Origin of the sequence: Hymenobacter rubripertinctus (genome assembly GCF_003583925.1) — a bacterium.
Taxonomy (GTDB): Bacteria; Bacteroidota; Bacteroidia; order Cytophagales; family Hymenobacteraceae; genus Hymenobacter; species Hymenobacter rubripertinctus.
This window is the reverse complement of the sequence record NZ_QYCN01000047.1, coordinates 1-26,395: the sequence shown is the minus strand read 5'-3', so window position 1 is coordinate 26,395 and position 26,395 is coordinate 1. Positions and strand designations below refer to the sequence as shown.

General features: G+C 60.6%; 15 protein-coding genes and 1 pseudogene. 13 read left to right on the top strand and 3 right to left on the bottom strand.

Annotated elements, in window-relative coordinates; all coding sequences use genetic code 11:
- Positions 1-1,527: 1,527 nt before the first annotated feature.
- The 9 genes from D0T11_RS19795 (at position 1,528) to D0T11_RS19755 (ending at position 20,273) form a co-directional block, all read left to right on the top strand.
- Positions 1,528-3,645, top strand: coding sequence for a DUF6603 domain-containing protein (locus D0T11_RS19795; protein ID WP_147374752.1), 2,118 nt, complete (start codon positions 1,528-1,530; stop codon positions 3,643-3,645).
- A gap of 628 nt (positions 3,646-4,273) precedes the next feature.
- The gene (locus D0T11_RS19790) at positions 4,274-7,858 is read left to right on the top strand and encodes a hypothetical protein (protein ID WP_147374751.1); all 3,585 of its coding nucleotides are present in this window, start codon (positions 4,274-4,276) and stop codon (positions 7,856-7,858) included.
- A 51-nt stretch (positions 7,859-7,909) separates the two neighbouring features.
- Positions 7,910-12,766, top strand: coding sequence for a hypothetical protein (locus D0T11_RS19785; RefSeq protein ID WP_119657543.1), 4,857 nt, complete (start codon positions 7,910-7,912; stop codon positions 12,764-12,766).
- Between the two features lie 68 nt (positions 12,767-12,834).
- Positions 12,835-15,285 (top strand): LamG domain-containing protein, encoded by a 2,451-nt coding sequence (locus tag D0T11_RS19780; protein WP_119657542.1) that lies wholly within the window; start codon positions 12,835-12,837, stop codon positions 15,283-15,285.
- 74 nt (positions 15,286-15,359) lie between these two features.
- The gene (locus D0T11_RS19775) at positions 15,360-15,842 is read left to right on the top strand and encodes a hypothetical protein (RefSeq protein WP_119657541.1); all 483 of its coding nucleotides are present in this window, start codon (positions 15,360-15,362) and stop codon (positions 15,840-15,842) included.
- Positions 15,843-16,066: 224 nt separating this feature from the next.
- Positions 16,067-16,588, top strand: a complete 522-nt coding sequence (locus D0T11_RS19770; RefSeq protein WP_147374750.1) for a LamG domain-containing protein — start codon at positions 16,067-16,069, stop codon at positions 16,586-16,588.
- Positions 16,589-16,793: 205 nt separating this feature from the next.
- Complete coding sequence (locus D0T11_RS19765) at positions 16,794-18,080, top strand: hypothetical protein (RefSeq protein WP_119657539.1); 1,287 nt, start codon at positions 16,794-16,796, stop codon at positions 18,078-18,080.
- On the top strand, positions 18,080-19,510 hold the full coding sequence (locus D0T11_RS19760; RefSeq protein WP_119657538.1) for a LamG domain-containing protein: 1,431 nt from the start codon (positions 18,080-18,082) through the stop codon (positions 19,508-19,510). The genes D0T11_RS19765 and D0T11_RS19760 overlap by 1 nt, the downstream gene beginning before the upstream one ends.
- Positions 19,511-19,661: 151 nt before the next feature.
- On the top strand, positions 19,662-20,273 hold the full coding sequence (locus D0T11_RS19755) for a recombinase family protein (RefSeq protein WP_119657537.1): 612 nt from the start codon (positions 19,662-19,664) through the stop codon (positions 20,271-20,273).
- A 54-nt stretch (positions 20,274-20,327) separates the two neighbouring features.
- On the opposite strand, the gene D0T11_RS19750 is transcribed toward D0T11_RS19755, so the two are convergent.
- Positions 20,328-21,026 (bottom strand): hypothetical protein, encoded by a 699-nt coding sequence (locus tag D0T11_RS19750; RefSeq protein ID WP_119657536.1) that lies wholly within the window; start codon positions 21,024-21,026, stop codon positions 20,328-20,330.
- On the bottom strand, positions 21,019-21,543 hold the full coding sequence (locus D0T11_RS19745) for a hypothetical protein (RefSeq protein ID WP_245991059.1): 525 nt from the start codon (positions 21,541-21,543) through the stop codon (positions 21,019-21,021). The genes D0T11_RS19750 and D0T11_RS19745 overlap by 8 nt, the downstream gene beginning before the upstream one ends.
- A gap of 296 nt (positions 21,544-21,839) precedes the next feature.
- Here D0T11_RS19745 and D0T11_RS19740 point away from each other — a divergent pair, with 296 nt between their 5' ends.
- From D0T11_RS19740 to D0T11_RS19730, 4 genes are all read left to right on the top strand, one after another.
- Positions 21,840-22,511: a recombinase family protein gene (locus D0T11_RS19740; RefSeq protein ID WP_119657535.1), complete on the top strand. Its 672-nt coding sequence runs from the start codon at positions 21,840-21,842 to the stop codon at positions 22,509-22,511.
- Between the two features lie 389 nt (positions 22,512-22,900).
- Positions 22,901-23,671: an AbiJ-NTD4 domain-containing protein gene (locus D0T11_RS19735; RefSeq protein ID WP_119657534.1), complete on the top strand. Its 771-nt coding sequence runs from the start codon at positions 22,901-22,903 to the stop codon at positions 23,669-23,671.
- A 69-nt stretch (positions 23,672-23,740) separates the two neighbouring features.
- Positions 23,741-24,106, top strand: coding sequence for a hypothetical protein (locus D0T11_RS22240; RefSeq protein WP_147374749.1), 366 nt, complete (start codon positions 23,741-23,743; stop codon positions 24,104-24,106).
- A gap of 157 nt (positions 24,107-24,263) precedes the next feature.
- The gene (locus tag D0T11_RS19730; protein ID WP_119657533.1) at positions 24,264-26,252 is read left to right on the top strand and encodes a KAP family P-loop NTPase fold protein; all 1,989 of its coding nucleotides are present in this window, start codon (positions 24,264-24,266) and stop codon (positions 26,250-26,252) included.
- Positions 26,253-26,277: 25 nt separating this feature from the next.
- Here D0T11_RS19730 and D0T11_RS19725 read toward each other — a convergent pair.
- A pseudogene (locus D0T11_RS19725) lies at positions 26,278-26,395 on the bottom strand (IS5/IS1182 family transposase); the annotation flags it as partial.

Below are 26,395 nucleotides of genomic sequence, written 5' to 3'. Positions count from 1 at the left end.
AAGAGGCCTTAGCCTGGCAAGCCAGGCGCAACGTCGCCGCCACCAAAGTCAATTGGTCCTTCACCACCGAAAAGGCCCGCGTTAAGTTGAAAAATAGATACGCTCAATTGACCAAAGTAGCTGACGAAATTAAACTGTCAGAACACTAGTTTCATTCCCATACTTCACACCTTACGCAGTTGGCCCACGGAGTTAGGTGATTCCTCGTTTCTGGTCAATTTAGGCTTGAAAAGCTTCGAAGTGCACGCGACCGGCCAAGGCTATCGGGTAGAAGGCGTACTCCAGTATTTGGGTGGCAACGAAGCATCGCTTAACCTCTTTGGCTTAGCTCGTTTGGTGCTGGGACACGGTAACGATGGCTTCGGGGCCGAATTTACCTGTTACTTTGACGACGAGCGTTTCGACCTATCGATACCCGCCCTCGACGTAACACTTCTGCTCAAGCCGGGCCTACTGGTGCCGGTGAAGCGCCAGGGCACGGGCTGGACGGACGTGCTTAAGCCTAGCGGCCAGCCCGAGGAACCAGCTATTACTATCCAAGCAGCGCGCCTTACCTACGGGTTGGATGTCGGCCTGGATCTAAATGTCAATCCTGCTGTTGCGCTCTCGCTCAATCCTGTACGCCTTCGCGGTACCTCTGTGGTAATCGAATTCAGCGGGTTACGGCCTTATCTACTAGCAAACACTGACTCCGGGCGCGCTCCTTTGGGCTTTCGTGGGCTGCTCGTGGACAAAGCTGTGGTGCATTTGCCTAATGTATTTACCCCGGTTACGACGGGCTCCACGGCCTCGCTGGTGGGCCATCAGGTTCTCTTAGGTACCGGCGGCGTATCTGGGCAGTTTGAATTACTATCCGACGACCCAGTCCAGGCTCCAGTACTGGGATTTACGGTTTTGGGTAAGATCGAAGTAGATATTACCAGCATCGCGCTGACACTCCTTAACAGTTCTTTTCTCTCCTCGCGTCTAATTGGCACAATACGTCTGCCCAACCCGCAGTCGGCCACAGCCCCTAAAATGGCATATGACCTGCGAGGTTCGTTCAACGGCGATAATTTTCAATTAGCTGCGGAAACGCGTAAGCCAGTGCCTACCCTCGACTTTGGCAGCTTTGGTCAGCTTGATTTACTGCGGGTTGAGGTAGGGAGGCAAGCGGGTGACTGGTTCGTGGGTGGCGCATTCAGCTACCGGCTCGACCAAACTATTCCCTTTTTTCAAAAAGCGCTGCCGAAAACCATCAACGTTAATTCGGTTTTTCTTAGTGAAGACAACACGTTAACGGAGTTACAAGCCGACTTTTTATGGGCCAATGGTCAGCGAGTTGGAGGCGATATTAATAGTGGAGCGGGGCTCTATTTACCCCTTAATATCAACATAGGCGCAGCAAGGGTGACGTCTTTTCGATTAAGAAAGGAATCTGCCAATGATGAACTTTCCACCTATTCTGTACGCTTCGATTTGGCGCTACAGTTGGCTTCAGGCGATAAGCAGCCCACTGGTAATAACGTCCCCGCTACCGGCGTGCTGGTGCAAGCTATCAACACAGGCTTCAGCCTGGAGGCTTCTTTCCCAAATGGCGGCGGTAACGTAGGGGCTGCCGAGGTAACGCTGGATGTGCTGCTGCCTACCGGCCTAGCAATTAGCATCAATATGGGGGGCGTGGKGGGGGCGGGCTCCCTAGCCATTTTAGAAGAAGGCCACCGATACCAAGGCTCATTAACGCTTTCCATTCAAGATAAGATAACGGTCAATGCCCTCGGCATTCTCACCGACCGCCTGCCCGATGGCACGAGTGCGACATCCTTTATTGCCCTAATTAGGGCCTCGTTCACCCCCATCCAGCTTGGGCTGGGCTTCACGCTCAACGGTATCGGGGGCCTGGTCGGCGTCAACCGGGCGGCCAACACCGACTACCTGCGCGGGCTGCTCGCCAGCGGGCAGCTGGACCAGCTGCTGTTCCCGGCCAACGTGCTCGACAACCCGGCCGCCGCGCTGGCCGTGGCCGATAGCAGCTTCCCGGCCACCGAGGGCCGCTACGTGTTCGGGCTGCTGGCTAAAATCGGCTGGGGCACGCCCACGCTGCTCACCCTCGACGTGGGCCTGATCATCGAGCTGCCCGCCCCCGTGCGCCTGGTGCTGCTGGGCGTGCTGCGGGCCACGCTGCCCAGCTTCGACAAGCCTATCCTGCGCCTGCGGGCCGACTTTGTGGGCAGCGTCGACTTCGGGGCCGGCAGCGTCGAGTTCGACGCCACGCTGCGCGATTCGAGCCTGCTCGACCGGTTCACGCTCAGCGGCGAGGGCGCCTTCCGCCTCTACCAGGGCCAGAACCCCGTCTTCCTGCTCACCACCGGCGGCTTCCACCCCGCCTTCCAGCCCCCGGCCAACGCCAACCTGCCCCAGTTGCAGCGTCTGCGCCTGGCCCTGGCCGACAGTAGTGACTTCCGGCTGGTGCTGCAAACCTACCTGGCCATCACCTCCAACACGGTGCAGGTGGGTGCCCGCCTCGACCTGTTCGTCGACCTGCCGCTGGGCTTCTACCTGGAGGGATACCTCTATTTCGACACGCTCTTCGAGTTCAACCCCTTCCGCCTCGACGTGCAGATCGGGGCCGGCGTGGCCATCAAGCGCAACGGCAACAACAAGCTCACCCTGCAGCTCTACCTGCACGTGACGGGCCCCGCGCCCTGGCACGTGACGGGCGAGGTGAGCTTCAAGCTCATCGTGCGCGTGCGCTTCAGCATCAACCGCACCATCGGCGGCGGGGCCCCGGCCCAGCCGCTGCCCAACGTGGACGTGCGCCAGTTGCTGCGCGAGGCGCTGGCGGCTCCCAGCAGCTGGGAAGTGCAGACTTCTGCCAGCGCCCTGGCCAGCCCGGTGGTCCTACGCGCCGAGCCCGACGCTACGCGCCTGCTCGTCGACCCGGGCGGGGCGCTGGTCGTGCGCCAGAAGGTGGCCCCGCTGGCCTTTGCGCTGGAGCGCTACGGCAACGCTCGACCCCAGAACGGCAACCGCTTCGATATCACGCAGGCCACGCTGGGCACGGGAGCCAACACCCTGCTCATAACGGGCGCGGACCTGACGGAGCTAACCGATTTCTTCGCCCCCGGCGAGTTCCGGCAACTAAGCGAGGCCCAGCGGCTGTCGGCCCCCTCGTTCCAACTCATGCGCAGCGGCGTGCGGCTGGGGTTGCTCGACGGCTTTACGGGCGGCTCGGCCACGGTGCAAAAGGTGGGCTACGAGCTGCTCGTGCTGGGCTCACCCACCCCGGCGGGTACGCCAATCATTCCGACCCCGTCCACCGAGGCCGCCCGCAATGCGGCACCAACTGCCGGCGCGTCGGCACCGGCGCGCCGGCAGTTGGTGCCTATGCCCGCCCAGCAGTTCCAGCAGCTCAGCCAGAACAGCGCCATCGGCCAAGCCTACGCCCAGGCGCATCCCTCGTACCTGGCCCCAGAGGAAGTATATTGGCGCGAGGATGCCTACGTGCTGGCCCGCGCCGACACGCTCACCCGCTACGCGGCCACCACCTACGCCAACGAGGCCCAGGCCACGGCCGCGCTGGAGGCAGCCGTAGCGGCCGATAGCCGGCTGCGCGGGGAATTACTCGTGGTGCCGGCGTATCAACTAGATCTGCAAAGTGTGTAGGTGTTTTTGCGCGCGAAAAAAGATAACCAGTCTTCCTCCGTTTATTCATTCACTTTTATTTTACTAGCTGAATATGGCCATAACCCTCACAGCAATTACCGGCTGCTATCCGCCAGCAACTCCTGGAAATGGCTATATAAATGTTACGTTTTCCCTTATACCGAATAATACACTACGCAAACTCCTTCTGAAAGGAAGCAATGGCTTAGTTGTAAGAACGCATGATCGGCCGTCCCAAACGGGCACAGAAACCGGATTTAATGACCTGCCCAATGACACCTATACTCTTGAGGCATCTGATTATCCGTACGGTGGAGGCGCGGCCACTGATTATAAAAAAATTAGCAATATCGTTGTAAGATGCAACGCCAATCCCAATCCTACTATTCCACCCGGAGTAAGTATTACCAATCAAGAGAAAATCTGTCATCCTGATGGGTATGGAATCCTCCGCCTGACTGTCGCAACGACAAGCCCTGCTAATTCTGTGGGGCAGTACACTATTCTGGTCGAACTCGCAATACTAAACAGCGATAATAGTAATCCCCCACTTGCCTCTAAAACAGTTTCCAGTTCAACCGGCATTGTTGAATTCGACCACCTGCTTGACAATGTTTATACAGTCCACTTGCTGGACCAAGCTAATATTAGTTCTAATAATTCTGGAATTCCAATTTCGTGCGGCAACTATAATCGTTTAGAAATCTACGACATCGTCCGAGTAGATGCCCGGGAAGACGGCACGGTACTGGGCTCGGCCGATGTATTCGCTCGCCCGGTAGCCGGCGGCGCGATTGACGTCACAGTACAAGGCCATTTGGGCGATGGAAACTGGACGCCGTTTTACAATCACGGTAGTTTCGTCAGCCACCGCTTTGATAACCTGACCGCCGGCAACTACACGGTGACGCTACGGGTAGGCGACGGGCAGCCCAACCTCACCCAAAATTTCACCATCGAGTCGTTCGTCGCTCCGGTGCAGCTTGGCGACCAGCTCTCGTTTCTGCCCTGGGTCAGGCACAAGCTCAGCCAAACTGCCGGACCGGCTGACGGCTCCCTGCGCCCCATCCTGCCCCTCCAGCTCACGCTGGCGGTAGAGGGAGGCGCGCCCTCAACAGAGCAGGTAACCGTTCCGCTGGAACTCTATGGCCCCGGCGACGTGGTGGGCCTCACCCCGGCGGCCGTATTGCGCACCACGCCCCGGCCTGATACGCAGAGTTTCTCCCCGCTGCAACTGGCCAGCATCGAGTTTCGGGAGGAGGACCTGCCCTGGCGCTACTCGCCCGAGGCCGTCACCGCCACCAACCAGGTGCGGCCCTGGTGCTTTCTGCTGGTGCTGGAAGAAAGCGAGTTCAGCGCCCTGCCCCAGGGCGCGGCCCCGCTGCCCGGTATCACAGTCAAAACCGGGGTGCCGCTGCCCGATTTCAACCAGCTACCCTTGCTGGCCCACGTCCAGGTGAACCGAGTGCTGGATACTTCGTCGGCCACGGCCGTAGAGGAATTTCTCTCCGGCCCGCTGCAGCAGAATCCCGCCCTGGCCTTTTCGCGCCTGTTCAGTCCGCGCCGCCTGCGGGAGAACACCCGCTACGTGGCCTTTTTGCTACCCACCTACGAAGTTGGGCGCCAAGCCGGACGGGGCCTGCCCATCACGGCAACCGAAGCCACTGCTTCTGCCTGGCCCGCGTTGGCCACCGACCTCAGCACCGCTGAGCCCCGGGAGTTTCCCGTGTACCACCAGTGGTCATTCCAGACGGGCGCCGACAGCGACTTCGAGTCGTTGGCCCGCCGGCTGACCCCCACCAGTACGGCCCTAACCGGCGTTAACCAACTCAGTATTACCACGCCGTTGGGGGCCGGCAGCGGAGCTCCGGCGGCCTATACCCTGGATTTGCCTGGGGTGCTGGAGCCGCTGGGCACGACCACCACGCCCCTGCCCGGGCCCGTGGCCGAGAGTCTGTACCAGGCGCTGGCTCCCGGCTTCGTGCCGGGGCTGGTGGGTAGCGGGGGTCGGCCGGTGGTGGCCCCGCCGCTCTATGGCCGCGCCTACCTGCCGTCGGCTACCCTGTCCGACCCGGCCGGCGGCAACGCCCTGGCCGCCTGGCCGGAGCAGGCCAACCTGGACCCGCGCTACCGGGTGGTGGCCGCCATGGGCAGCCAACTCGTGCAGGAGCAGCAGCAAGAATACGTGCAACGGGCCTGGGACCAGGTCCAGGACGTGCTGGTGGCCAACCTGAACCTGCGCGGGCTGCAGTTCGGCCTCGAAACGTCCGCCGCACTACGCCGCCAGCATTTACCCACGGTCGTGGCCAGTGCCGCACCCAACCTGGGCCGTGCAGAAGATACTGCCTTGCGCAGCAGCTCCCTGGTGGCCGATACCGCCGAAGCTTCCACGCTGCCGGGCGGGCTGGCCAACTACGGCCTCCAGCTGACGGCGCTGGCCCAGCCCCGGGTCCGCCTGGCGGCTACGGGCCTGAGCGCCCGCGAAACCATTCGCCGCAGCAACGTGCCGCTGGGCGCGTTCAGCCCCACGTTTCGCCGGCTGCTACGCCCTTTCGGCCCCTACCAGGTAAATCTGGCGGGCCGGCCCCTGCGGCCCACGCAGCAGCCGTCACCCGAAACGGAGCAGGCTCCGCTGGGCCCCGGCACGAGCCTGCGCCAGCGCGACGAGCTGCTGAGCCGGCTGCAGTCGGGTCAGGTGCGGGCCAGCGCCCCCAAAGACCAGCTCATCCGCGCCTACCAGTTCGACGATACGGCCCTCAACGGCCTGCTGGCCGACGAGCAGGCCGTGCCCACCGTGCTGCGGGTGCTCGACGAGCAGGGCTACCGGCAGATAACCGACGCGCAGCTGCTGACAGAATTTGGCGCGGCCTTCTCCGACCTGCGTACCCAAACCCGGTTTCGGACCATCGACCCGGTTCAGCCCCGGCTGGACCTGAGCGCGCTCAAGTCAGGCATGGTGGCTGGTACCGACCCCGAACGGGTGCTCCCTTCCCGGGCTCAGCAGGCACTCACGACCGTTTCCAAGTTCATCACCGGGGACTTCGAATCGGCCGACTTCGCCGCGGAGGATTTCCTGGTCGATGCCGTGCTGGAAGGCGTAACCATTGTCCCACCGCAACCCCTGCCATCACCAGTCCCCCAGGGGTTAACGCGGGAAACCAGCGGTGAGGCAGGGCCGGTGGCGGTCAGCAAGCCAAGTGGGGGAGAAGAGGCCGCATTGTCCGCTTCCTTAACCGGAACGGTTAGCCCCCTTCAGGCTCCCACATTCGGCCCACCCATCAAGCCGGTGCAGGTCGCGCCCGTTTTCCAGGATGCCTTGGGCGAACAGTTGCGCCGCCGCCATCCCGAGCTGCTGCTGCCCGGCCTGGCCGACTTCCCGGCCGATACGGTGGCGCTCATGCAAATCAACCGCGCGTTCATCGAAGCCTACCTACTCGGGGCCAACCACGCGCTGGGCTCGGAGCTGCTGTGGCGCGGCTTCCCCGTGGACCTGCGGGCGAGCTACTTCCGGCAGTTCTGGGACGTGAGCGATTACCTGAATACGCTGCCCGTGGCAGCGGCCACACCGGCGGCCCTGGCCCAGCGCGAGGAGAATCTGCGCGACGTGGCCCCGCTACTGAGCTGGAACGGGCGCATGCTGGGGGCCAACCCCGGGGCGGGACCCGGGGCCCAGGTAGTCATGGTAATCCGGGCCGAGCTGCTGCACCGCTTTCCCAACACCGTCATCTGCGCCCAGCCCGCCCAACAAATAGGCGAAACGGACATATATGAACCCGACCAGACTCCGGCCCGCACCCGCTACCCGGTCTACCGCCTGCCCGTCGGCCAGGACTTAGTGGCCCTGGCCTTCGACCTGACCCCGGCCGAGGCCCTGGGCAACAACACCGCGCAGTCCAGTGGCTATTTCTTCACGCTGCTGGAGCGTCCGGGCGAGCCCCAGTTCGGACTCGATGAGACGAGCCCCGCCTACGCTACGTCAACGGACCCGAATGCGCCCCCCGTCAAGTTGAGATCCTGGAACGACTTATCCTGGGACTATCTGGGGGTGGCCGCCGGCGACAACCTGCTTATTCTTCCTACCGGCAAGCCCGAAGTCGATACCGATACCTACCCCGGCCCCGTGCCGCGGGTGCGAAACAGCGCGGAGCTGGCCTATGCCCTGTTTCAGCAGCCCGTCATGGTGGCCATCGCCGCCCGCCAACTCCTTGGCTGACGCCGCCTAGCCCGCGTCGATTCATTCCTATTCTTTCGCCTTATCCTATCCATGCAAGATCTAACCGCCCTTTCCACTGCCTATCCCGTGTTGCTGTTTCCCGTGCGGGTGCAAACGAAGTTTTTGCCGACCAGCGCCGGGGGGCACGAACTGCGGGTCCGCTTTTACCCCGACCAAATCAGCCTCGACGCCCACCAGCCCGCCCTGAGCCTGCAGGAGGAGCAGGCCGGGCAGCGATACTGGGAGCAGGAAGGTGAGGCCTGGCGGCTCCGGGAAGGCGATTCGCTTACCGGCATCGGCCGCACGGAGCTGCACTCGCTCGCTTCCTGGCGCCGGCTGGTGGCGGGCTACGGCGCGCGGCGCGCGACGTGGATCGTTGAGCAAACGACGCCCACCAACCTGGCGGCCCTGACCAGCGCCCTCACGGGGGCCAGTGGTGAGGTACCGGACCCCACGTTTGTCGAGCGGCCGACGGCCAGCCCGGGGGCCGAGTCCGGGCCGGTCGCCCGGGCGCTGCCGGATTATTTTACCGTCACGCTCTACCAGCAGTACGAGCAGGCCGCGGACCTGCCGGCCGATCCGCTGCTGCAGGCCCACCTGCTCGACCACCTGGCCGTCCCGTACTCGCGCGCCACCTTCCCGGAATCCACCACCGAGTTCCTGCAACCCGTGCAAACAGCGCAGGCCGCCGACATCCCCGCCGTGCTGCCTGTTGGTTTCCGCTTGCAGGAAGCTGGTAATACGGCCGTGGCCGATGCCAAAACCGGCCTTGATGACCGCATGGCCTGGATGGTAGACTACGACGAAGCAGTGCGGCTGGGCCTCGCCATCACCATTCCGCTCAGCGAGAGCGAGTACGCCCGCGGATTCGAGCGGCTGGTGGTGCTGGGCGTGCGTACCGCGGGCAGCGCCACCGACCAGGCCCGCCTGATCGAGGGGCTGCTGCAGGCCCACCAGCACACCGACGGCCTGGCTCTCGTGTCCCAGGGCACCCCCACCAACAACACCGACCGCCAGGCCTCGGGCTACGGCTCCACCGAGCAGTTCGACGCCGAGGAAACCTTCCCGCTGCTGACCCAGGCCAGCCTGCCGCGCAAGGTCGAGCCCGACCCGGCCCGCCACCCCGACGGCCAGCGGCTGGGGGATGCCTTGGGGCTGGCCCCCGGTACGTTCGGCGCGGTAGCCGGGGCGCTGCTGACGGACGCCCGCGAGGCCATTGCCCTGAACAACGTGCTGTGGCCGGCGACGTACGGCTATTTTCTGGAGGAAATGATGCGGCCCGTGTTTTCGACTGCGGCCATCGACTGGACCCGCAGCTTCTTCGCCCCCCATGTGCTGGGCCGTGGCCCACTGCCCGCCTTTCGGGTGGGCAATACGCCCTACGGGGTGCTGCCGACGACGCGTTTTTCGACCTGGACGCCGGCCACGTCCCTGGGGCCTTATGGCCAGCAGCTGGCCCGGACCCTGCGCCGGCTGGATTTCACCTGGACCGAGCGGCTCAACAAGGCCGGCCGGTACCCGCAGAACGGCCCGGCCGGTGTGCCGCTGCCCGCCGCGCCCGACGACTACCGTAACCTGCTCACCGTGCTGGGGACCGAGGCCACGTCGGGCGAATTCTACCAGCGCTACATGCTGGGCCCCACCCTGACGGACACGCTCAACGCGTTGGCCACGGCCCGCAACCGCTCCATCTGGCCCGCCGTGGCCGCCGCCGAGGGGGGCGCCTTACCCCGCCGCACCCAGGGCCGCTTTGACGTGGCCGGCTCCGCGGCCAATCCGCTGTATCAGGAATTCCTGGGCCGTTTCGATGCCGACAACACTTTGGGACTGGCGGGGGCCGGGCCGCCCCGCATCTTCGAGCAGGCCTTTCAGAAGGGCTACGCCAAGCTGGCGCAAACCTACGCCGATGAGCCGGCGGCTGCCCGGGGGCTGGGCGTGCTGGTAGATGATTTTCCGTTCTCCGAAACTGAGCCGCTCCATCCCTTGCCCGGCACGCAGCTCAACTTCATCCAGTGGCTGGCCGCGCCCACGACCAGTTTCGACGACATCCGGCGGCAGAATTTCGCGACCCTCTACCCGGACGGGGTACCCGCCGATTTCGTGGCGCCCAACTCGCTGCTCTACCACCTGCTGCGGCAGGCCGTGCTGCAGCAGTACTGGGACGCGGCGGCCCGGACGATGAACCTGAGCGCTGCGCAACGGGCCGAGCCCGAACTATTCAACGTGCTGCGCGCCGATACGCCGCGCTGGCAGCTGCTCTACGACCGACCGGCCCTGACCAACGGGCAGCCGCTGCACGCCTACCTGCGGGCCGGGGGCGGCCTCCAAGGCGAGGCCCTGGGCACCTACTTCCAGCAAATCGGCCAATTGGCCGCGCTGCCCACGGCCCGGCTGGAGCGGCTGCTGACCGAGCACCTGGACTTGGGCAATTACCGCCTCGACGCCTGGCAGGTGGGGCAGGTCAGCCACCGGTTGCAGGAGCTGCGGCAAGCCAATCCGACGGGCCTGTTCTGCGGGGCCTTCGGCTGGCTGGAAAACGTACGAGCCGCCGACCGCTCGGTGCCGGGTCCCGACGGGGTGCGGGAAGACCCCGACAGCCTGGGCTACATCCACGCGCCGGCTCCCAACCAGGCCGTCACCGCCGCCATCCTGCGCCAGGGCTACAAGTCCCGGCAGTTCACGGCGGATGCGGCCGACCCGGACGGTAACCGGCTGGCGGTGAACCTGTCCTCGGCCCGGGTGCGAGCAGCCCTGGCCATCGTGGAAGGCATCCGGGGCGGGGCGTCGCTGAGCGCCCTGTTGGGGCAGCACTTTGAGCAGGGGCTCACGCAAACCGCGGGGCAGGCCGGCGGGCAGCCCTATGGGTTTTTCCTGCGCTACTTCCGGCTCCGTTTCCCTTACGCGCTGGCCAAATCGTCCCTCAATGACGCGACGGCAGGTACCCCGCCGGCCCCGGAGCAGGCCGCCCGGCAGCTCGTCGATGGGCTGGCGTTGCTGCGCACGGGCACGGCCCAAACGTATCCGTACGGCGTGAGCCAGCTACCCGCCGATGCCGGTTTGGCGGCGGCCGTGGCCCAGCAAATCGCTGCGTTGCAGGACACGATGGATGCGCTGGGCGACCTGGCCGTGAGCGAAGGCGTGTTCCAGGCCACCCAGGGCAATGCCGACCGGGCCGGGGCCATGCTGGAAAGCATTGCCAAGGGCAAGTTCCCGGTGGTGCCCGACGTGTTGGAGCCGCCCCGCGCCGGCAAGGCCCTGACCCACCGCGTGCTGCTGCACCTGCCCGCTACCGATTCGCCTTCCCTGGACCAGTGGGGCACCAACCGCACACCCCGGGCCCTGGCCGAGCCTGGTCTGAACCGGTGGCTGGGCTCCTTTTTCGGCGACCCGTCCCGGATCCTGCTCGAATACCAGTTTACGCCCTCCCCCGCAACCGGCGCAGGCGCGGCGGAGCTGGGCTCCGACGGCAGCCTGGCGGAGCAACCCGGTGCCGAACCCGTTAGGCAGGGCCCGCTCACCGAAGCACCTGACCAGGTAGATTCCGTGAACCTGGCCAGCTTACAGCTGCAACCGCTGGACTTGCTGTTCCTGCTCGACGGCACCGCGTTGCGCAGCGGGTCCGCCCTGGATGCCCTGCTGGCCGAGGCCGCCCGGGAGCAAAGAGCGGCCTCAGCACCCGAAGTAACCGGCGCGGTCGTGCTGGATTATACCACCGCCGGGGCCCTGGAGCTGCAGCGCCTGCTGCCGCTGGCCGGCCGGTTGCGCCAGCTACTGGGTGGCAGCCGCACGGCCCGACCCGAAGATTTCAGCCTGCCCGGCCTGGCTGACACATCCAACGGCCCCAGCCTCGACGAGGCAGAGGGCCGCAATCGGCTCACGGCCGTTGCCACCGTCATGCGGGCGCTGGTCACCGACTTACGGCAGGCCGTTAAGTCCCCGCTGCTGACTGCGGCCTCGCGCCGAGCGTTCCGCCGGCTTCTCGCCCGGGCCGTGCTGACGGGCATTCCCGAAGCCGTGGCGGCGCTGGGAGCCGAACCCGGCCAACTGGCTGCTGCCGCCGATCAGGTCCTGGTCCTACTCAATGAACGGCTGGCGGCCCACGAACGGGTCCTCAGCGGGTCCGAAGACCTGAGCCGGCGACTGCCCGACGCGGCCCGGGAATTGCTCGGCCGCGATTTTCGGCTGGCGTTGCAACTCAACCTGAATGCGGGTACCCAGTACCGCAACGCGGTGGATCGGGAAGCCGCGCTGCAAGTCGGCACGGAAGCGAATCCGCTGCTGCTGTCGGAATGGCTACAGGGCGCGGCCCGGGTCCGCGAGTCGCTGGATCACCTGGACAAGGTACTGATGCTGCACGAATTGCTGCGCGGCGATGAGCCAACCTTCCAGCCCCTCGCGCTGCAGCCGACGCAGTTGTCGGCCGGTCCCGCCCCCACGCCCGAATACTGGCTGGGCCTGCATTACCCGGCCGATTACCCCGTCCCGGGGGATGTTATTTCGCTCGTGCAGGTGCGCCCCGCGGGCTACAACGCCACGGCCGCCCAGCAGCACGTGCTCTGGCTGGATGAGTGGACCGAAACGCTGCCCGAGCCGGACGCGACGACGGCCGTCGCCTTTCACTACGACCAGCCCAATACGGAGCCCGCCCAAACGCTGCTGCTGGCCGTGGCCCCGCAGGCCGGCCCGGGGGGCTGGTCGTTTGCCGACCTGCTGGGTACGGTCAACGAAACCCTGGACCTGGCCAAGAAGCGGACGGTGGAACCCGATGCGCTGGCCTTCACCCACCTGGCCACGCTGCTGCCGGCCCTGGTCGCGCCCGTGGCCCAGCAGGAAGCCACCTTCAGCCTGGATTTTCGCCAGCTCACCAACCAGGCCCAGTACCAACCCAATCCCCTCTTACCCGAGTAAGGCGCGCTGTTTTTTTGCGTTACGACGACTACTGATCCGGTCCTGCCGGCCTTTTCGATCCTCTTCCTATGGCTATTGCTTCCCCCATTCCGGCCAGTCTGGCCCGTACCGTTATCGCCCACAACCGCCTGGAGCCCCGGCCCCGCAGCGCCGAGTTCAACCGCAGCCTGCGGGCCGAGGTGCGCGACGCGGCCTGGCTGCTGGCCCGGCAGTGGCAACTCGGTGAGTTCCGGGCCGAAGACCGCGGCAGCCCGGCCTTCGCCGAGCTGTCGGCCCGCACGGCCCAACCAGCTCGACTCCAGCTCGGCGCCCACCCGGCGCAGGCCTACGCGCCGGCGACGCCCTGGGAAGCCCAGCTCCAGGCCGAGCCGCCGCTCGTCGAGACGGGCCTACGCCTGCGCATGGGCCAGGCCTGGCTGCGCCTGCTGCGCGCGCAGGGGCTGGGCCAGTTCGCCGGGGCTTTCCGCACCCGCTACCCCCTGCGAGCCGTCCCAATGCCGGCGGAAGGCGCTTACGACGTTGCCTTTGCCCAGGCACAAACCACGGAAGTGCAGGCCATTCTGCGCACGGCCGGGGCCCAGGCCCTGGATGGGTACGCCTTGTTCGAAGCCCTACGGGCGGACCCCAACGCGGCTGGTACCGTGGTAGCCCAACCGGTCAACGAAACGACCCGGGCCGCGCTGGCGCGGGCGGCGACTAACTACGTGGCAACGTACGACCGGCTGTACTTCGACCGCCCGGCGACTTCCGCTTGGTCGGTCCCCGAGCTGGCCTATGACTATGCGCTGGCCGTGCCCGATGCGCAAGCGCCCGTGTTGCTGGCGGGCCAGACGCCGGCCGGCAACGGCCTGCATTGGCATTCGGTGGACGAAGCAGCGGCGGCGGCTCATCCGGCCCTGAGCAGCATGGCGGCGGGCAGTGCGCTCGACGTGCCGACCACCCGGTTTATCCCCACCGAAATCGAGTTTATCGGCTCGCCCGCTTCCCGCTGGTGGGACTTTGAGGACCACCGCGTGGATCTGGGCCAGGTAACGGGCGACTCCTCCGACTTTGGGCGCATGCTGCTCCAGGAATTCGCCTTCCTCTACCAAAACGACTGGTTCAGCGTACCCTACACGGTCCCGGTGGGAAGCCTGAGTACCGTGACAGCCGTAGTCGTGACCGACGTTTTCGGGCAATCGTACCGGGTGCATCCGGCCGGGGCCAGTCCGGCTACCGAGCCGGAGGCCCCCGAGCGCAAGCTCGACGACGATGCCGGGCGCTGGGGGCTATTCCGGCAGAGCCCGGTCGGGGAGCGGACGGCTTCCGTGCCCCGGCTGCTGATTCCCCACGCGGCACTCACCCCGCTCGTGGGCCGGCCGGTGGAGCAGGTCACGCTGCTGCGCGAAGAAGCCACGAACTTGGTCTGGGCCGTCGAGCAGACGGTTCCCGATGGCTTCGGCAACGGTATGGATGGGGCCGGGGCGGCCGCGCAAGTCGCCGAGTACCTGCGCACCCGCGCCACGCCGCCCGTGGCCACCACCGCAGCCTACACCTACCAGCTAGCCAGCAGCGTGGCTGAGCACTGGATTCCGTTCGTGCCGCGCCCTGCCGCGACTGGCTTGTCGTACCTGGAGCAGGGGGAGATTCCCCGCCAGGTAGCCGGGCTCACTCTAAGGCCCGCCGACCAGACCATTCAGCCGCGCACACCCTTGTTGCGCCAGGGGGGGAGTCAGCCCTACCTCATCCACGAGTACCGGGTACCGCCAAACGGGGTGCGGCTCGAAGGCGCTTACCGACGGGCCCGGGGCTTGGACGGCAGCGTGGCCTTGTGGTACGGCTACCAGCGGCTGCCCACCAAACAGATGGGGGGCAGTGGCTTGCAATTCGACACGTTGCTGCCCGGTGGTACGCCAAGCGGTACGCCGTCTGCTCCCCCTGATATCCTCGATACCCCTGAGCTGCCCGCTAAGGTGCAAGCGCCACCCTATGAGCAGAACCAACTCTTCAATCTGAATCGTTACGATCAGTACTTGAGCCTAGCGTTACCCGCCTTGCCCGCCCTCACGGTGGCCTTGTGGGTAAATGTGGCGGATGAGTCTTTCGCCGGTAACTGGCACTACCTGCTCGACGCCCGTAACCTACGGGACAATACCTGGTTCGCGTCCCTGGGCATCGGGTCTGAGTGGACCTGGTACCTGGACGGTGCGCCCGGCACCGCCGCGCAATTAGCGGGCACCTTGACGCTTGATACCTGGCACCACGTGGTGCTGACGACGGGCGCTACCCAGGCAGGGGATCTGCTGGTCAATGCCCGTTACACGCGCAACGAGTATACCAGCCCCGTGCGCTACGCCGATCTGCGCATCTATAGTCGCGCATTACTGGCCAGCGAAATAGCGGATCCGACCGGCAACTGGTCGCCCAACGGTCAGGTTGCGCGACTGAGTTTGGCCGCCGGTCCCCGGCTCACGCCTTCGACCCTGCAGGCCACGGATACGAGTGGCAACGGCAATCACGGCATACTGGAAGGCTTCTGATCTGTTCTGCAGCGGCTACTTGCAGGCGAGGGGACTACTTCTGCTTAATTTCAATTAGTTAATCAGCATACGGTATGGCACTCAAGGATTTTGACCAGCTCGTTGACGAAATCAACCAGGCGGTCCATACGGATGGTCGGGAGGGCAAAACAACAGGCATTGGTCTTAACTCAGTCCTGCAAAGCATAGCCAAAGAGCTGACCGATTTGCCCCAGCAGGTAGCGGCGCCGCCGGATAGTACGGGTAACACTGCCTATTCGGTGCTGCCCTATGCCCCCACCATCACCCTGGACCTGGCAGGGGCAGCCTGGCATACGCTGACAGTGGCCGGCAACCTAACCTTCACCGAAACAACCAATAAGGCGGCGGCCCGCAGCAAGGTTATTCGTCTCGTGAGCGATGGGAGCGCCCGCACGCTTATATTTCCGCCGGCCTGGGTGTTTGTGGGCGCTACGGCCCCGACCAGTCTCGCGGCCGGCAGGACGGCCATTCTGACGTTGACCTGCTTTGGGTCGACGGAGGACGATATCGTGGCCGGTTACGCCGCTCAAGCATGATCGGCCATTCGTTTTTCAATGCCGGATTCACCGGTTTGCTTATGGCCGGGCAACCGGCTCCGGCAGGCACTCTGCCGGTGGCTGCCCGGTGGGATTACGATCCCCGGACCATCAGCCTGGATGGCCGGAGTTGGCCCAACGCCGGCACCCAGCCGGGGCATGACTTAGTTGCCAATGGCAGCCCAGTAGTGGAAGGGCAAGGTGGTCCAAATGGCCAGCCCTGCGTGCTTTTTGCTGATCGGGGATTCTACGAAGGGACGGTGGAGATGGACCTCCTCGGCAACGCGCCCCGTACGCACCTCGTCTTGTTTGAGAGCCCCGGTACCACCTACATCGAGCTCATGGGCTGGGGGCAACAGGGCTATGCCCACCTCTATGACAGCATGATTTATGTAAACCTGGTCATTCAGCATTTCTACGGCTATCAGAACTATTCCGAAGCGGCTTTGCGCGTCGGCTCCTGGAATGCCTGGCTGGTGCGGACGGCCGAGTCAGTCGGTGGCAGCCAGCGGATGGATCTGTGGCTGAATGCCACGCACACCAGCACGGGGGCCCAACTCGACACGCTACCCAGTACGCTACGCATCGGCTCCGGTCACTACCAGGATTACGGGGGCGAACGGAAAATTGCCCGGGTCCTGATTTGGGACCGGGCATTGAGTGACGTTGAAATCAGGACTATGCAGCAGTGGGTTGCCTCAACCTACGGCCTGGATTGCGGTCCGGCAGTGGGTCAGCCAGTTTAGCTTCAAGAATAACGGAATTCCTGTAGATGGAAGTAGAGGCCCTCTTTAGCCTAGTGCAAGGTGATTGGGCAGAAGACCCGCCCTAGGCGAATCACCGCCGTGCATCATCGTCTTAGCTGTTCTCAATAATCATCGGACATTTCTTCCATCGCATTTTTAGCCTGCTTCAGGCACCCTGGTAATTAACTTAACAACTATCATTTTCATGGAAAGCAAGACACAAGCGCAACTTCTCGCTGAACTTAACGCCAACATCCGCAGTACCGGTAACGGAGGGAAAACGACAGCGGATGATGTGCGTCAAATCCTGACCAGCCTAATCGAAGAATTATTCAATCGCACCGCGGCACCCACGACCGATGACACGCTAGCGCAGGCTACTGGCCAAAGTACGACGTTGGCTATGAGCCAAAAAGCCGTCACGGATGCGTTAGCGATTTTCGTGACGAATCCCACCAACCTAGTTCATCCAAACCGGACGCGCGATTATTACGCCACGGCTGCCGCAGCCATTGCTCAAGCTAGCGCGGGTGACACGCTCGTACTGCCCGCGCCCGTATCGGATGTCACGGTTATTGGTAATGAAGCCCAGTTGTTCTTGTCTTCGGGACTATCGGTGCATACCGAGGGCTTTGACGTGGGCAGCCTGCTCACGTCTGGTGATGCGATTACGCTGGTCGGGGGAAGCGGGAAGTTTGTTGGTAACAACAGTCGCGTGTTTTCCAACTCGGATGGCGCATGGGGCATGGGAGCATACGGCAACGCCGTACCCGGGATGTTTTACGAGGTGTACGATCTACACTTTGCAAATCGCACCACTACCGCCGTTATCTTCAATTCGGACTGTGACGTTCATTTTTACAATTGCCATTTCAACTCCAGCAATGGAACGGCTGTATGGGGCAGGCTCAACAATCCACGGCTGTACTTTCATAACTGCCTGTTTCGCATTACGGGTACGAGCCACGCCGCGCGGTTGAGCGCCCCGGTAAAAATGGTTTTTGAGAACTGCCTGATTCAAACGCAGGACCGCACGGCCACGGACCATTTGTTGGGTAATGCCCAGGTGGGCGAAGTGCACCTGATCAACACCACAGTGCTGGCGGAAACCCCGGCTACCAGCGCCATCAAGGCGAGCCGTGTTGTGCTGCAAGGAAATACAAGTATCACTGGGCTAATTGAAGCAGCCACCATCATTGATGAGCGCCCGGCTGCAACCGGCCCCGGCCAGGTAGCTGATGTCATCGGCTCCATCCTAGAGTTTGTCTTTGAAGCTGATACGGCTGATGCCTTTGTCCGCACAATGGGGACTTATCAAGCGGGCGAGTATCGCACCAACTCTCTGCAAAACGTGGCTACGGTAGCATATACTATCAACAACGCGGCTAGTCCTGCTACGTTGCCATTTACCCTGATCATGGGTGACACACTGGAAGTGCGCATAACGCGGGCTAGCATGACACAAGCCGCAACTGTTATACTGCAGAGCTGATGCGCAGAACCACTTATTTCAGCAACCGCACTCGCCCCATCTCACGAGCGGTCCGCTTTCCGTTCACGCTCTCCAATCGGGGCGGAGCCCTGTTACCGCCTGGCTCCTCCTATACTATCGAGACGTGGTTCCAACTCCATACCTGGGCCAACGCTCCCTCTGTGTTTGGGGGTACTTATTCTGAAACGCACCAAAAGCTATTTCTTGGCAGTAGTTTTCAGCTTTATCTTATCAATACTGGGACCGACGTGGGAGTACTCGGGTTTGAGAGTTTCAACGGAGGCAGCATTGAAACGCTTGCAATAGTACCCGTACAACAGTGGGTGCATCTACGCCTGACGTATGATGCTACCGATCTACAAGGCACTATCTACCTCAATAATACACTAGTTGGTCAAGGCAGTTTCAGCGCCCCGCAACAGCAGTTTACGGGCTTAGATCTAGGCCACATAGGTAGCAACCGGTCAGTCAGCAACATGAACGGGCAGATGGATGAGACCAGAATATGGCCTTACGTGCGTTCGGCGGCACAGAATGCTGCAAGCTGGTACTGTCCCAACTACCTATTGCCTGATTTGTCTGAGGCTGCCGCTGCGTGGAGTTACGAGGACCCGATACCGCCCAATCCGGCATCATGGACCGGTTTTGCCGACGGGAGTGGGCACGGACAGTTTCTCATGTCCAGCACAAACCAGTATGAGGGCAGCCAACCAGTAAGCACAGTCCCTTTTCAAGCGCCCGTAGCGTGGAACCCGACGCGGTTGGGTAGTCTGCTAGCCGCTTGGTACGCTCCTGACAGCGCCATTCTAAGCCCCGATAATCGAGTTATACAATGGCGCGATAAAACAGGTCAACATGGTGACTCCGAGCTACGAAACGATGTTCAAGCACCACTGCTACTCAACGGCAGCATTCACTATACGGCTAATCGCTACAGCGGTCTGCACCAAATCATCGATATTTCTTCGAGTCAGTTGACGTTGCCACAACCGTTTTCTATTGTAGTCCGGGCCAGAATTGATGGTAATGAAGCGGCACCTGGAGCAACTGATTACTTGTTTGATGGATACAATAATTCGCGTACGCTCATCACTAACAATGGAAGCGGGGCCAACGATGAGCATTTTTACTTCGGGGTAGAATCGGGTGGTATGTACCCAATCAGCATTTCTCGCTCCACTTGGCAAGGGCAATGGCATACGTACGCATTGGTTGTGAATGGTTTGAATTCTGCTTCTTATCTGGATGGTAAGCTTATTGCCACGAATGACATTGGCCAATCAGGACTGAATGGGTTACGTTTTGGGGCCAGATTCAGCAATGAGCACGGTTTAAATGGAGAACTGCCCGAAGCCATTGTTTGCAGCGAGGCCTTAAACGCAACTAAAATGCTTCAAATACACACTTATTTGGCGGCAAAATATTCATGAAATTTACCCCTCCTTTTCCTGTACAATTCAAACAGGGGCAGTGGGGGAGAAAAAGCCCCGCCAAGCAGGGTGAAAACGGTTCAATTAACCTGTTCATCAGGCAGAGTTCAGCTAAGGTGGCCTTGCCGATAAGAAAGCTGAACTTAGCCAGATGAAAATCGGCTACGCCCGCGTCTCAACTCGCGACCAGAACCTGGAACTACAACTCGATGCCCTGACCCAGGCCGGGTGCGGGACCATCTTCCAGGAAAAAGTATCCGGGGCCACCACGGCCCGGCCCGAACTGGACAAGTTGCTGGCCAGCCTGCGTCAGGGCGATACGGTCTATATCTACAAGCTCGACCGGCTGGGCCGCTCGCTCAAGCACCTGCTCGACATGGTGGCTGAGTTGGAGTTCAAGGGCGTGGGCCTGGTTTCACTCACTGATGCCATCAATACCGCTTCGGCTCAAGGGCGGTTGGTGTTCAACCTGTTTGCCTCGCTGGCCGAGTTCGAGCGCGAGCTGATCCGCGAGCGGACCTACGCTGGCCTGGCCGCCGCCCGGGCGCGGGGTCGGGTGGGTGGCCGGCCGCGGGGGTTGTCGGAAGAGGCCCAGCGCACGGCCATGGTAGCCGAGACGCTTTACAAGGAGCAGCAGTTAGGCGTCAACGAGATTGCCCAGCGCCTGCGCATCTCCAAAGTCACGCTCTACAAATATCTGCGCCATCGGGGCGTCGTCATTCATGCGTATCGGAAGGGGCCAGCCAGCCAAGCGGCCGAGTAAGGGTAGGGCCGAAGGAAGAAGTTAACGCGATTAATAAGCAATCGGCCCGGTAGGTCACTGACCAGCGGCAACCACGGCCCGAAAGCGGTTTTCAACGATGTACTTCCGCTCCTGGCCGGAACCATAAGGCAGTTGGCAATCGATGGCCTCCCGCAGCTCTGGATGTTGTAGCAATTGATGGAATTGGGTGGTGATATACGTGCGGACTGTGGCGGCCGCCGCGGTTACTTCCGCCGCAAATTCCGTCCGGTTATCAACTACGTACACGATGTCCTCCAGATCGTTGCTCAGGCGAATATCGTCCATGCCGCGACTCCGTAAAGCAGCTAATTTCGTGGCCACAAAGTACACGGCTGGCAGAATGAAAACAGTACTCTCATCGGGCAACACGTAGGGGTGCGCGTGCGCAAAGCCCTCCGGATACCACGGGTTTGAAAAGCCCAGGATATTATCCTCCCCGATGGGCATGACGTCCACCACCTGTCCGGCGACCCGCCAGCGGCAGATGACGCTTGACGTTTGGTCATGGCGAAAGCCTAGTCCGCGCAATTCTTCTTCCAGTTCGTAATAGGCCATGCGGGGCACCACCTCGATGATACAATCTACATCATTGGTGGGACGTGATTCGGCCGCCTGTGGGGCCGTACTATAGAGGCCGGCCGTACTGCCGCCGACGAATACGACCCGCTCGCGCAGAGGCCCAAGTGCGCGGGCTACCGCTTGCAGGGCAGCCAGGTTGGCTTGATTAGACATGGACGGGGCAAGTAAATTCGCGGAGTAGTTCGCCTGCCAGCTTTCGCTCGCGCGGGCGGCCGACGCGCAGGGCATCGGCTAGGGCCAGCAACTCGTAAAGTTTGGAATCGGCCTTGGCCGCCTGGGGAGCCCGGGGGTAGAGTGGCTCGATGGCACTGCCCCAGTGCTCGCTTTCGGCATCCGGCCAGACGTACACCTGCTCGGCCACGAATTGCTCGCGTAGCGGCGCGGCGCTATGCGCAGTAGGCAAGCCCCGCACGTGCGCGCCGGGCTGAGTAGGAAACACTACCGCGAGCCCATGTAGCAGAAATTCGAGGAAAGTGCGGCGGGCCACTTGGTAATCAGGCCCACCCAAGAGGCGCGCATATTGACACCGCTTCAAACTAAATGATATCTCCGTCGGGCTCAGGTACAAGGCCTGGGCCAGCTCCTTGCTTTGCCAGGCAGTGTTATCCAAGAGCAATATTTTGAATAAGACGGCCACATCCTGGGGCCGCATGCCATTGTGGTGACGCATGTTGTTCCTTGTATTTTCAATTTGCAAATTGAAAATACAAGGAACAACATTTTTAGTTGATATCAAGTGGAACGCTATAACAGGATGCGCGACTTCTTTTAAAAGAGCGTACTAAAAGGGTGTCAGGTCAGCGGCTAACAGGTCTTCATCAGCAAGCATAATGAAGACCTGCTTCTTATCCTCAAGATCAGAGAATAGGTTTTTGCCAGCAGTTTGTCACGTTTGTTGAACGGTCGTTTAACAAACGTGACAAAGCCTTATCTTGCCCCTAATTCCCCCCTGAACTCGCCTCCTCCATGACGCGCTACGTCGCCTACTTCCGCGTCAGCACCGCCCGCCAAGGCCAGTCCGGTCTCGGCCTCGAAGCCCAGCAAGCCGCCGTGCGGACTTTCGTCGGATCCGAAGCCCACATCGTGGCGGAGTACGTCGAAATCGAGAGTGGCCGCAAGAACAGCCGGCCCCAGCTGCAGGCCGCCATCATCCACGCCAAGCAAGAGGGAGCCGTGCTGCTCGTGGCTAAGCTCGACCGGCTCGCCCGCAACGTGGCCTTCCTGGCCACGCTCATGGAAAGCCACGTGCGCTTCAAAGCCGTCGACCTGCCCGCGGCCGATGAGTTTACCCTCCACATCCTGGCCGCCGTGGCTCAGAAAGAGGCCACCGCTATCTCTACCCGCACCCGCGATGCGCTGGCGGCCAAGAAGGCGCGGGGCTTCCAACTCGGCACGCCCGCCAACCTGACGCCAGCCTCCCGCGAGAAGGCCTTGGAATCCCTGCAGCGCAATGCCCAACAGAGCCTGGCCAACCGGCAGGCTGCACAACTGGCAAGTCTGTTGCGGGCCACCGGCATGAGCCTGCGGGGTATCGCCGCTCGACTTAATGAATCTGGGTATCGGACTAGACGAGGGAAGGCTTTTCACCCCATGGGCGTCAAGCGATTACTGCCTCATGGAGCTAATGCCATATCCTAAGGTGGAGGGATCAAGGCAGGCAGCTTCTCCTCGACTGCCGTCATTCCACTTTGGTTTGCTGTTGACCTCTAATTGAAATATAGACTTCAACCTTAACCCACCTTGAACCACTGTCCTTTCTAGCTAGACCACCTCAAATTTGAGCAAGACCTGAAAAGCAACCTACCTTAGCTTACCGTCCGTTTTTACTGGACCATCCCACGCCTCATCAATTTGAAACCGACCTGCTAAATCATCTACCTTAGCTCAGTGTCCGTTTTAACTAGACCACCCCAGTCTACTACGTACAGCTGAACGATTCGAAATTCTGAAATGCTGGGGTTGCTATATTGGGAGGCTGAACTGAGTAAATTAATGTTTTCAGCCCAGATAAATATTGTATAAAATCCATGCCTTCTTTTTCTAAACGCAACAATTACAGGTCTGAGGAGCAGCCTATAATGATCTACGAGTCCGCACCTAACGAACTGCGTGAATTCATTATTTCGGCAGCTACAGCTACTGGTCACGATGCTAAGCGTGTGCGGAGCGCTATATGCTATGTCCTCAGGAAAATAGCAGACTCCAACAACTGGAGTACACAACCGGTACTGACTGAAGCAGTTGACCTAATTGGTTCGTGCAAATGGTTCAAGGTCTATGACATAATCGAACAACTCTATAGCACTTCCGATGACCCCACAGCTTTTGCAGATGAAGTCAATGATTTTTTTCGCGAAAACGGAATCGGTTATAAGCTTGAAGATGGCCAAGTGCTTTTTCGTGGCACAGATAATTTTGAACAAACGATCCACGAGGCAGGGGACGTTCTCGGAGATGCTGGCCTTAACACAGCAAAGTCAGAGATTAATGAAGCCATAAAAGATCTCTCAAGAAAACCAGAGGCTGACATTACTGGTGCAGTCCAACACGCTCTGGCCTGCCTAGAATGTACAGCTCGTGAAGCAATAGGAGGCTCCAAGGATACTTTGGGCGCTCTGATCAAAAAGAACAGGGGTATAATCCCACCACCACTGGACGTTGTCGTTGACAAGATATGGGGCTTCTCATCGGAACAAGGCCGTCATTTGAGTGAAGGTGGAGAGCCGTCGTTCGAAGAAGCAGAACTTCTTGTTGGTCTCTCGGCCTCTATTTCGACTTATTTAGCTCGCAAGTTGTAGCCAAAGCCAACTATAAACGAAGATAAGCATACTTTTAAACCAATACTTCCATTTAATACCCACCTTATTATGCCCACCTATTTTGCACGTGTAGTACTCCACCGCACCGATAGTAGTGACGATTACACAGATTTACACACCGAAATGGACGTCATCGGGTTCAAGCGGAGTATTATCGGCAGTAACAAAAAGAGTTATAGACTGCCATCAGGCATGTACTACTTTGATAGCTCAAGATCTGGTGACCTTTATACGACTGCTAATGCCGCTCACGATGCCGCCGCTACTGCTGTGGCCAAAGTTATGAGGGATGAAAAGCTGTACGTCAAGAACGCCAATAAGCCTCCGACAATTCTAGTAATCACTGTTGATGAGTCAGTATGGACTGGCTTGAACCCAGAACCTATAAAATTGGCACCTCGACCAATAGGCTAGAACAGCTTGCCCCACCAATTTGAACAGGAATTCAAATCCAACCTACCTTAGCTCACTATCTGTTTTCACTGTACCACCCCACAGCGCCTGCGAACTGGGATCAAGCATTAAGAGCAGCATGATGAATTCCTTACTCAACGCTTAGCATAACTCCTACGTGTGGTCAGATAATGAAACGAATGTTGATCTAATCAACGTGCAGCATATCGTGGGAGCCGTTACCGGCTTGATTGAGAATCGTGCGTTGTTGCCCCTTACCATCGGGGTTTTTGGTGCCTGGGGTAGTGGCAAATCCAGTGTCATGAAAATGACAGAAGACTACTTCAGCGATAACGAAAAGGTGTTGTGCGTTCCGTTCAACGGTTGGTTGTTTGAAGGAAACGACGATGCCAAGTCGGCGCTGATGGGCAGTATCCTCGATGCGTTACAAGATCATTTGCCCACCGCAACCAAAGCCAAAAAGAAAGCGCAAGACCTATTGCAAAAACTGCTTAAACGAGTCGATTGGCTGCGGTTGATGGGCATGGCAGGCAAGCAGGTGCTCTCGTTTACGTTAACTGGCATGCCTCACATTGGTAGCCTCGGCGAGGCGGCTGGCTATATCAAGGACAAGGTAAAGGGGGTGTCAGTAGAAGACGCTAAAGAACTGATTAAGGAATCTCCCGAGCCAGCCGACAACATCCGCCGCACCGTGCGCGAATTCCGACAGGACTTTGCGGAATTGCTGAAAGAAAGCAAAATCGACACGTTGGTTGTCCTCATCGACGATCTGGACCGTTGCTTGCCCGATACCATCATTGAAACGCTGGAGGCCATCAAGCTTTTCCTTTACGTGCCCAATACGGCCTTTATTATTGGGGCCGACGAGCGCTTGGTGCAGCACGCGGTAAAGCGGCGGTTCCCGGAAATCGGCGATGACGCTTCCAGTAGCGCGCAGGAAAAATTCGATTTGGGCCGCGACTATCTTGAAAAGCTGGTGCAGATGCCCGTGCGCATTCCGCAGTTGGGCTATGCCGAAGTTGAAACGTACATCAACCTATTATTTGCGCAGTTACGGCTCGATGCTGGGCCCTTCGAGAAGGTGTGCAAGCAGGTATTACAGAAGGTACAGGCTGAAGTTTCCAGCACGGCGGTATTTAGCTTGGCTACTATTGGACAGTTTGTGCCAGACGCACCGGCTGAATTATTGGACGACCTTGCCCTCTCGCAACAAACCGCCGACGTGCTAACCCGCATCTTGCGTGGTAACCCAAGGCAAATAAAACGGTTCCTGAACACCATGCTGCTGCGCATCAACATGGCTAAGGCCAAGCACGCAACGCTGAAGCTTCGGGTGATGACCAAACTCATGTTGCTGGAGGAATTTAAGCCGATGACCTTTGGCCTGCTTGCCAATTGGCAAGCCGAGGCAGACGGGAAGCCGCCGGAAATTGCGGAGCTTGAAAACAGGCTGCGTGAGTCGTCAAATATACTGAGTGCAGTCCCCGAGCCGGCTCCGGAAGCGGCCACACCAGCGGCCAGTGATGAGGCCCAGGACCGCAACCTCATTCCTGAACGGGCCCGTAGCTGGGCCGACGATGAATGGCTGCGCGATTGGATTCAGTCGGAGCCCCCACTTAGCCAAGAGAATCTGGCCCCGTATTTCTACGTCGCCCGGGATAAGATAGGGGTGTTGCGCGGTGCAGCACTTCGGCTCAGCGAAGAGGCCACAAAAACGCTGAGGATGCTGTTAAGCGCATCTGCGGCGGAGCGTACTGGGGGCAACAGTAGCTCCGCTAAATTATCGGATGAAGAAGCCGCCATCTTACTGAAAGCCTTGGCTGACCGTAGTGGCCGAAGTGAAGATTTAGGCATAGAAGGTTCTCCTTTACGTGCAATAATTGAGCTGGCCAAAGTCAAAGAATCAGTTGCGGGCGAAGCCTTGGCGTTCATCGAAACCATCAATGTCAAGCGCCTGCCTGTCGGCATTCCTGTTCAAATAAAAAGTTTGAGTACTATCGTGCCGGCTTCTAAGCTAGCTGCAGACAGATTGCTGCAACGCTGGTCCACTGATGCGGAGAACCCCCAACTTATGCTTTCTGCTGGAAGAGTCATCAGCGGTAATGCAGTCCTTAATCGTAATTCTAGTAACCCCTTGCGCACTTAGAGTCTATCCGAATAGGGAATGAGGGTCAGCCAAAAAGACAATTGTACCACGTAATGCGCGCACAGGCAAAGTGGAGCATGGCCAAGTAGTTCTCCGGTTTTTTGGCCCAGCGAATCAGCAGATGCCGGAAGCGGTTGAGCCAA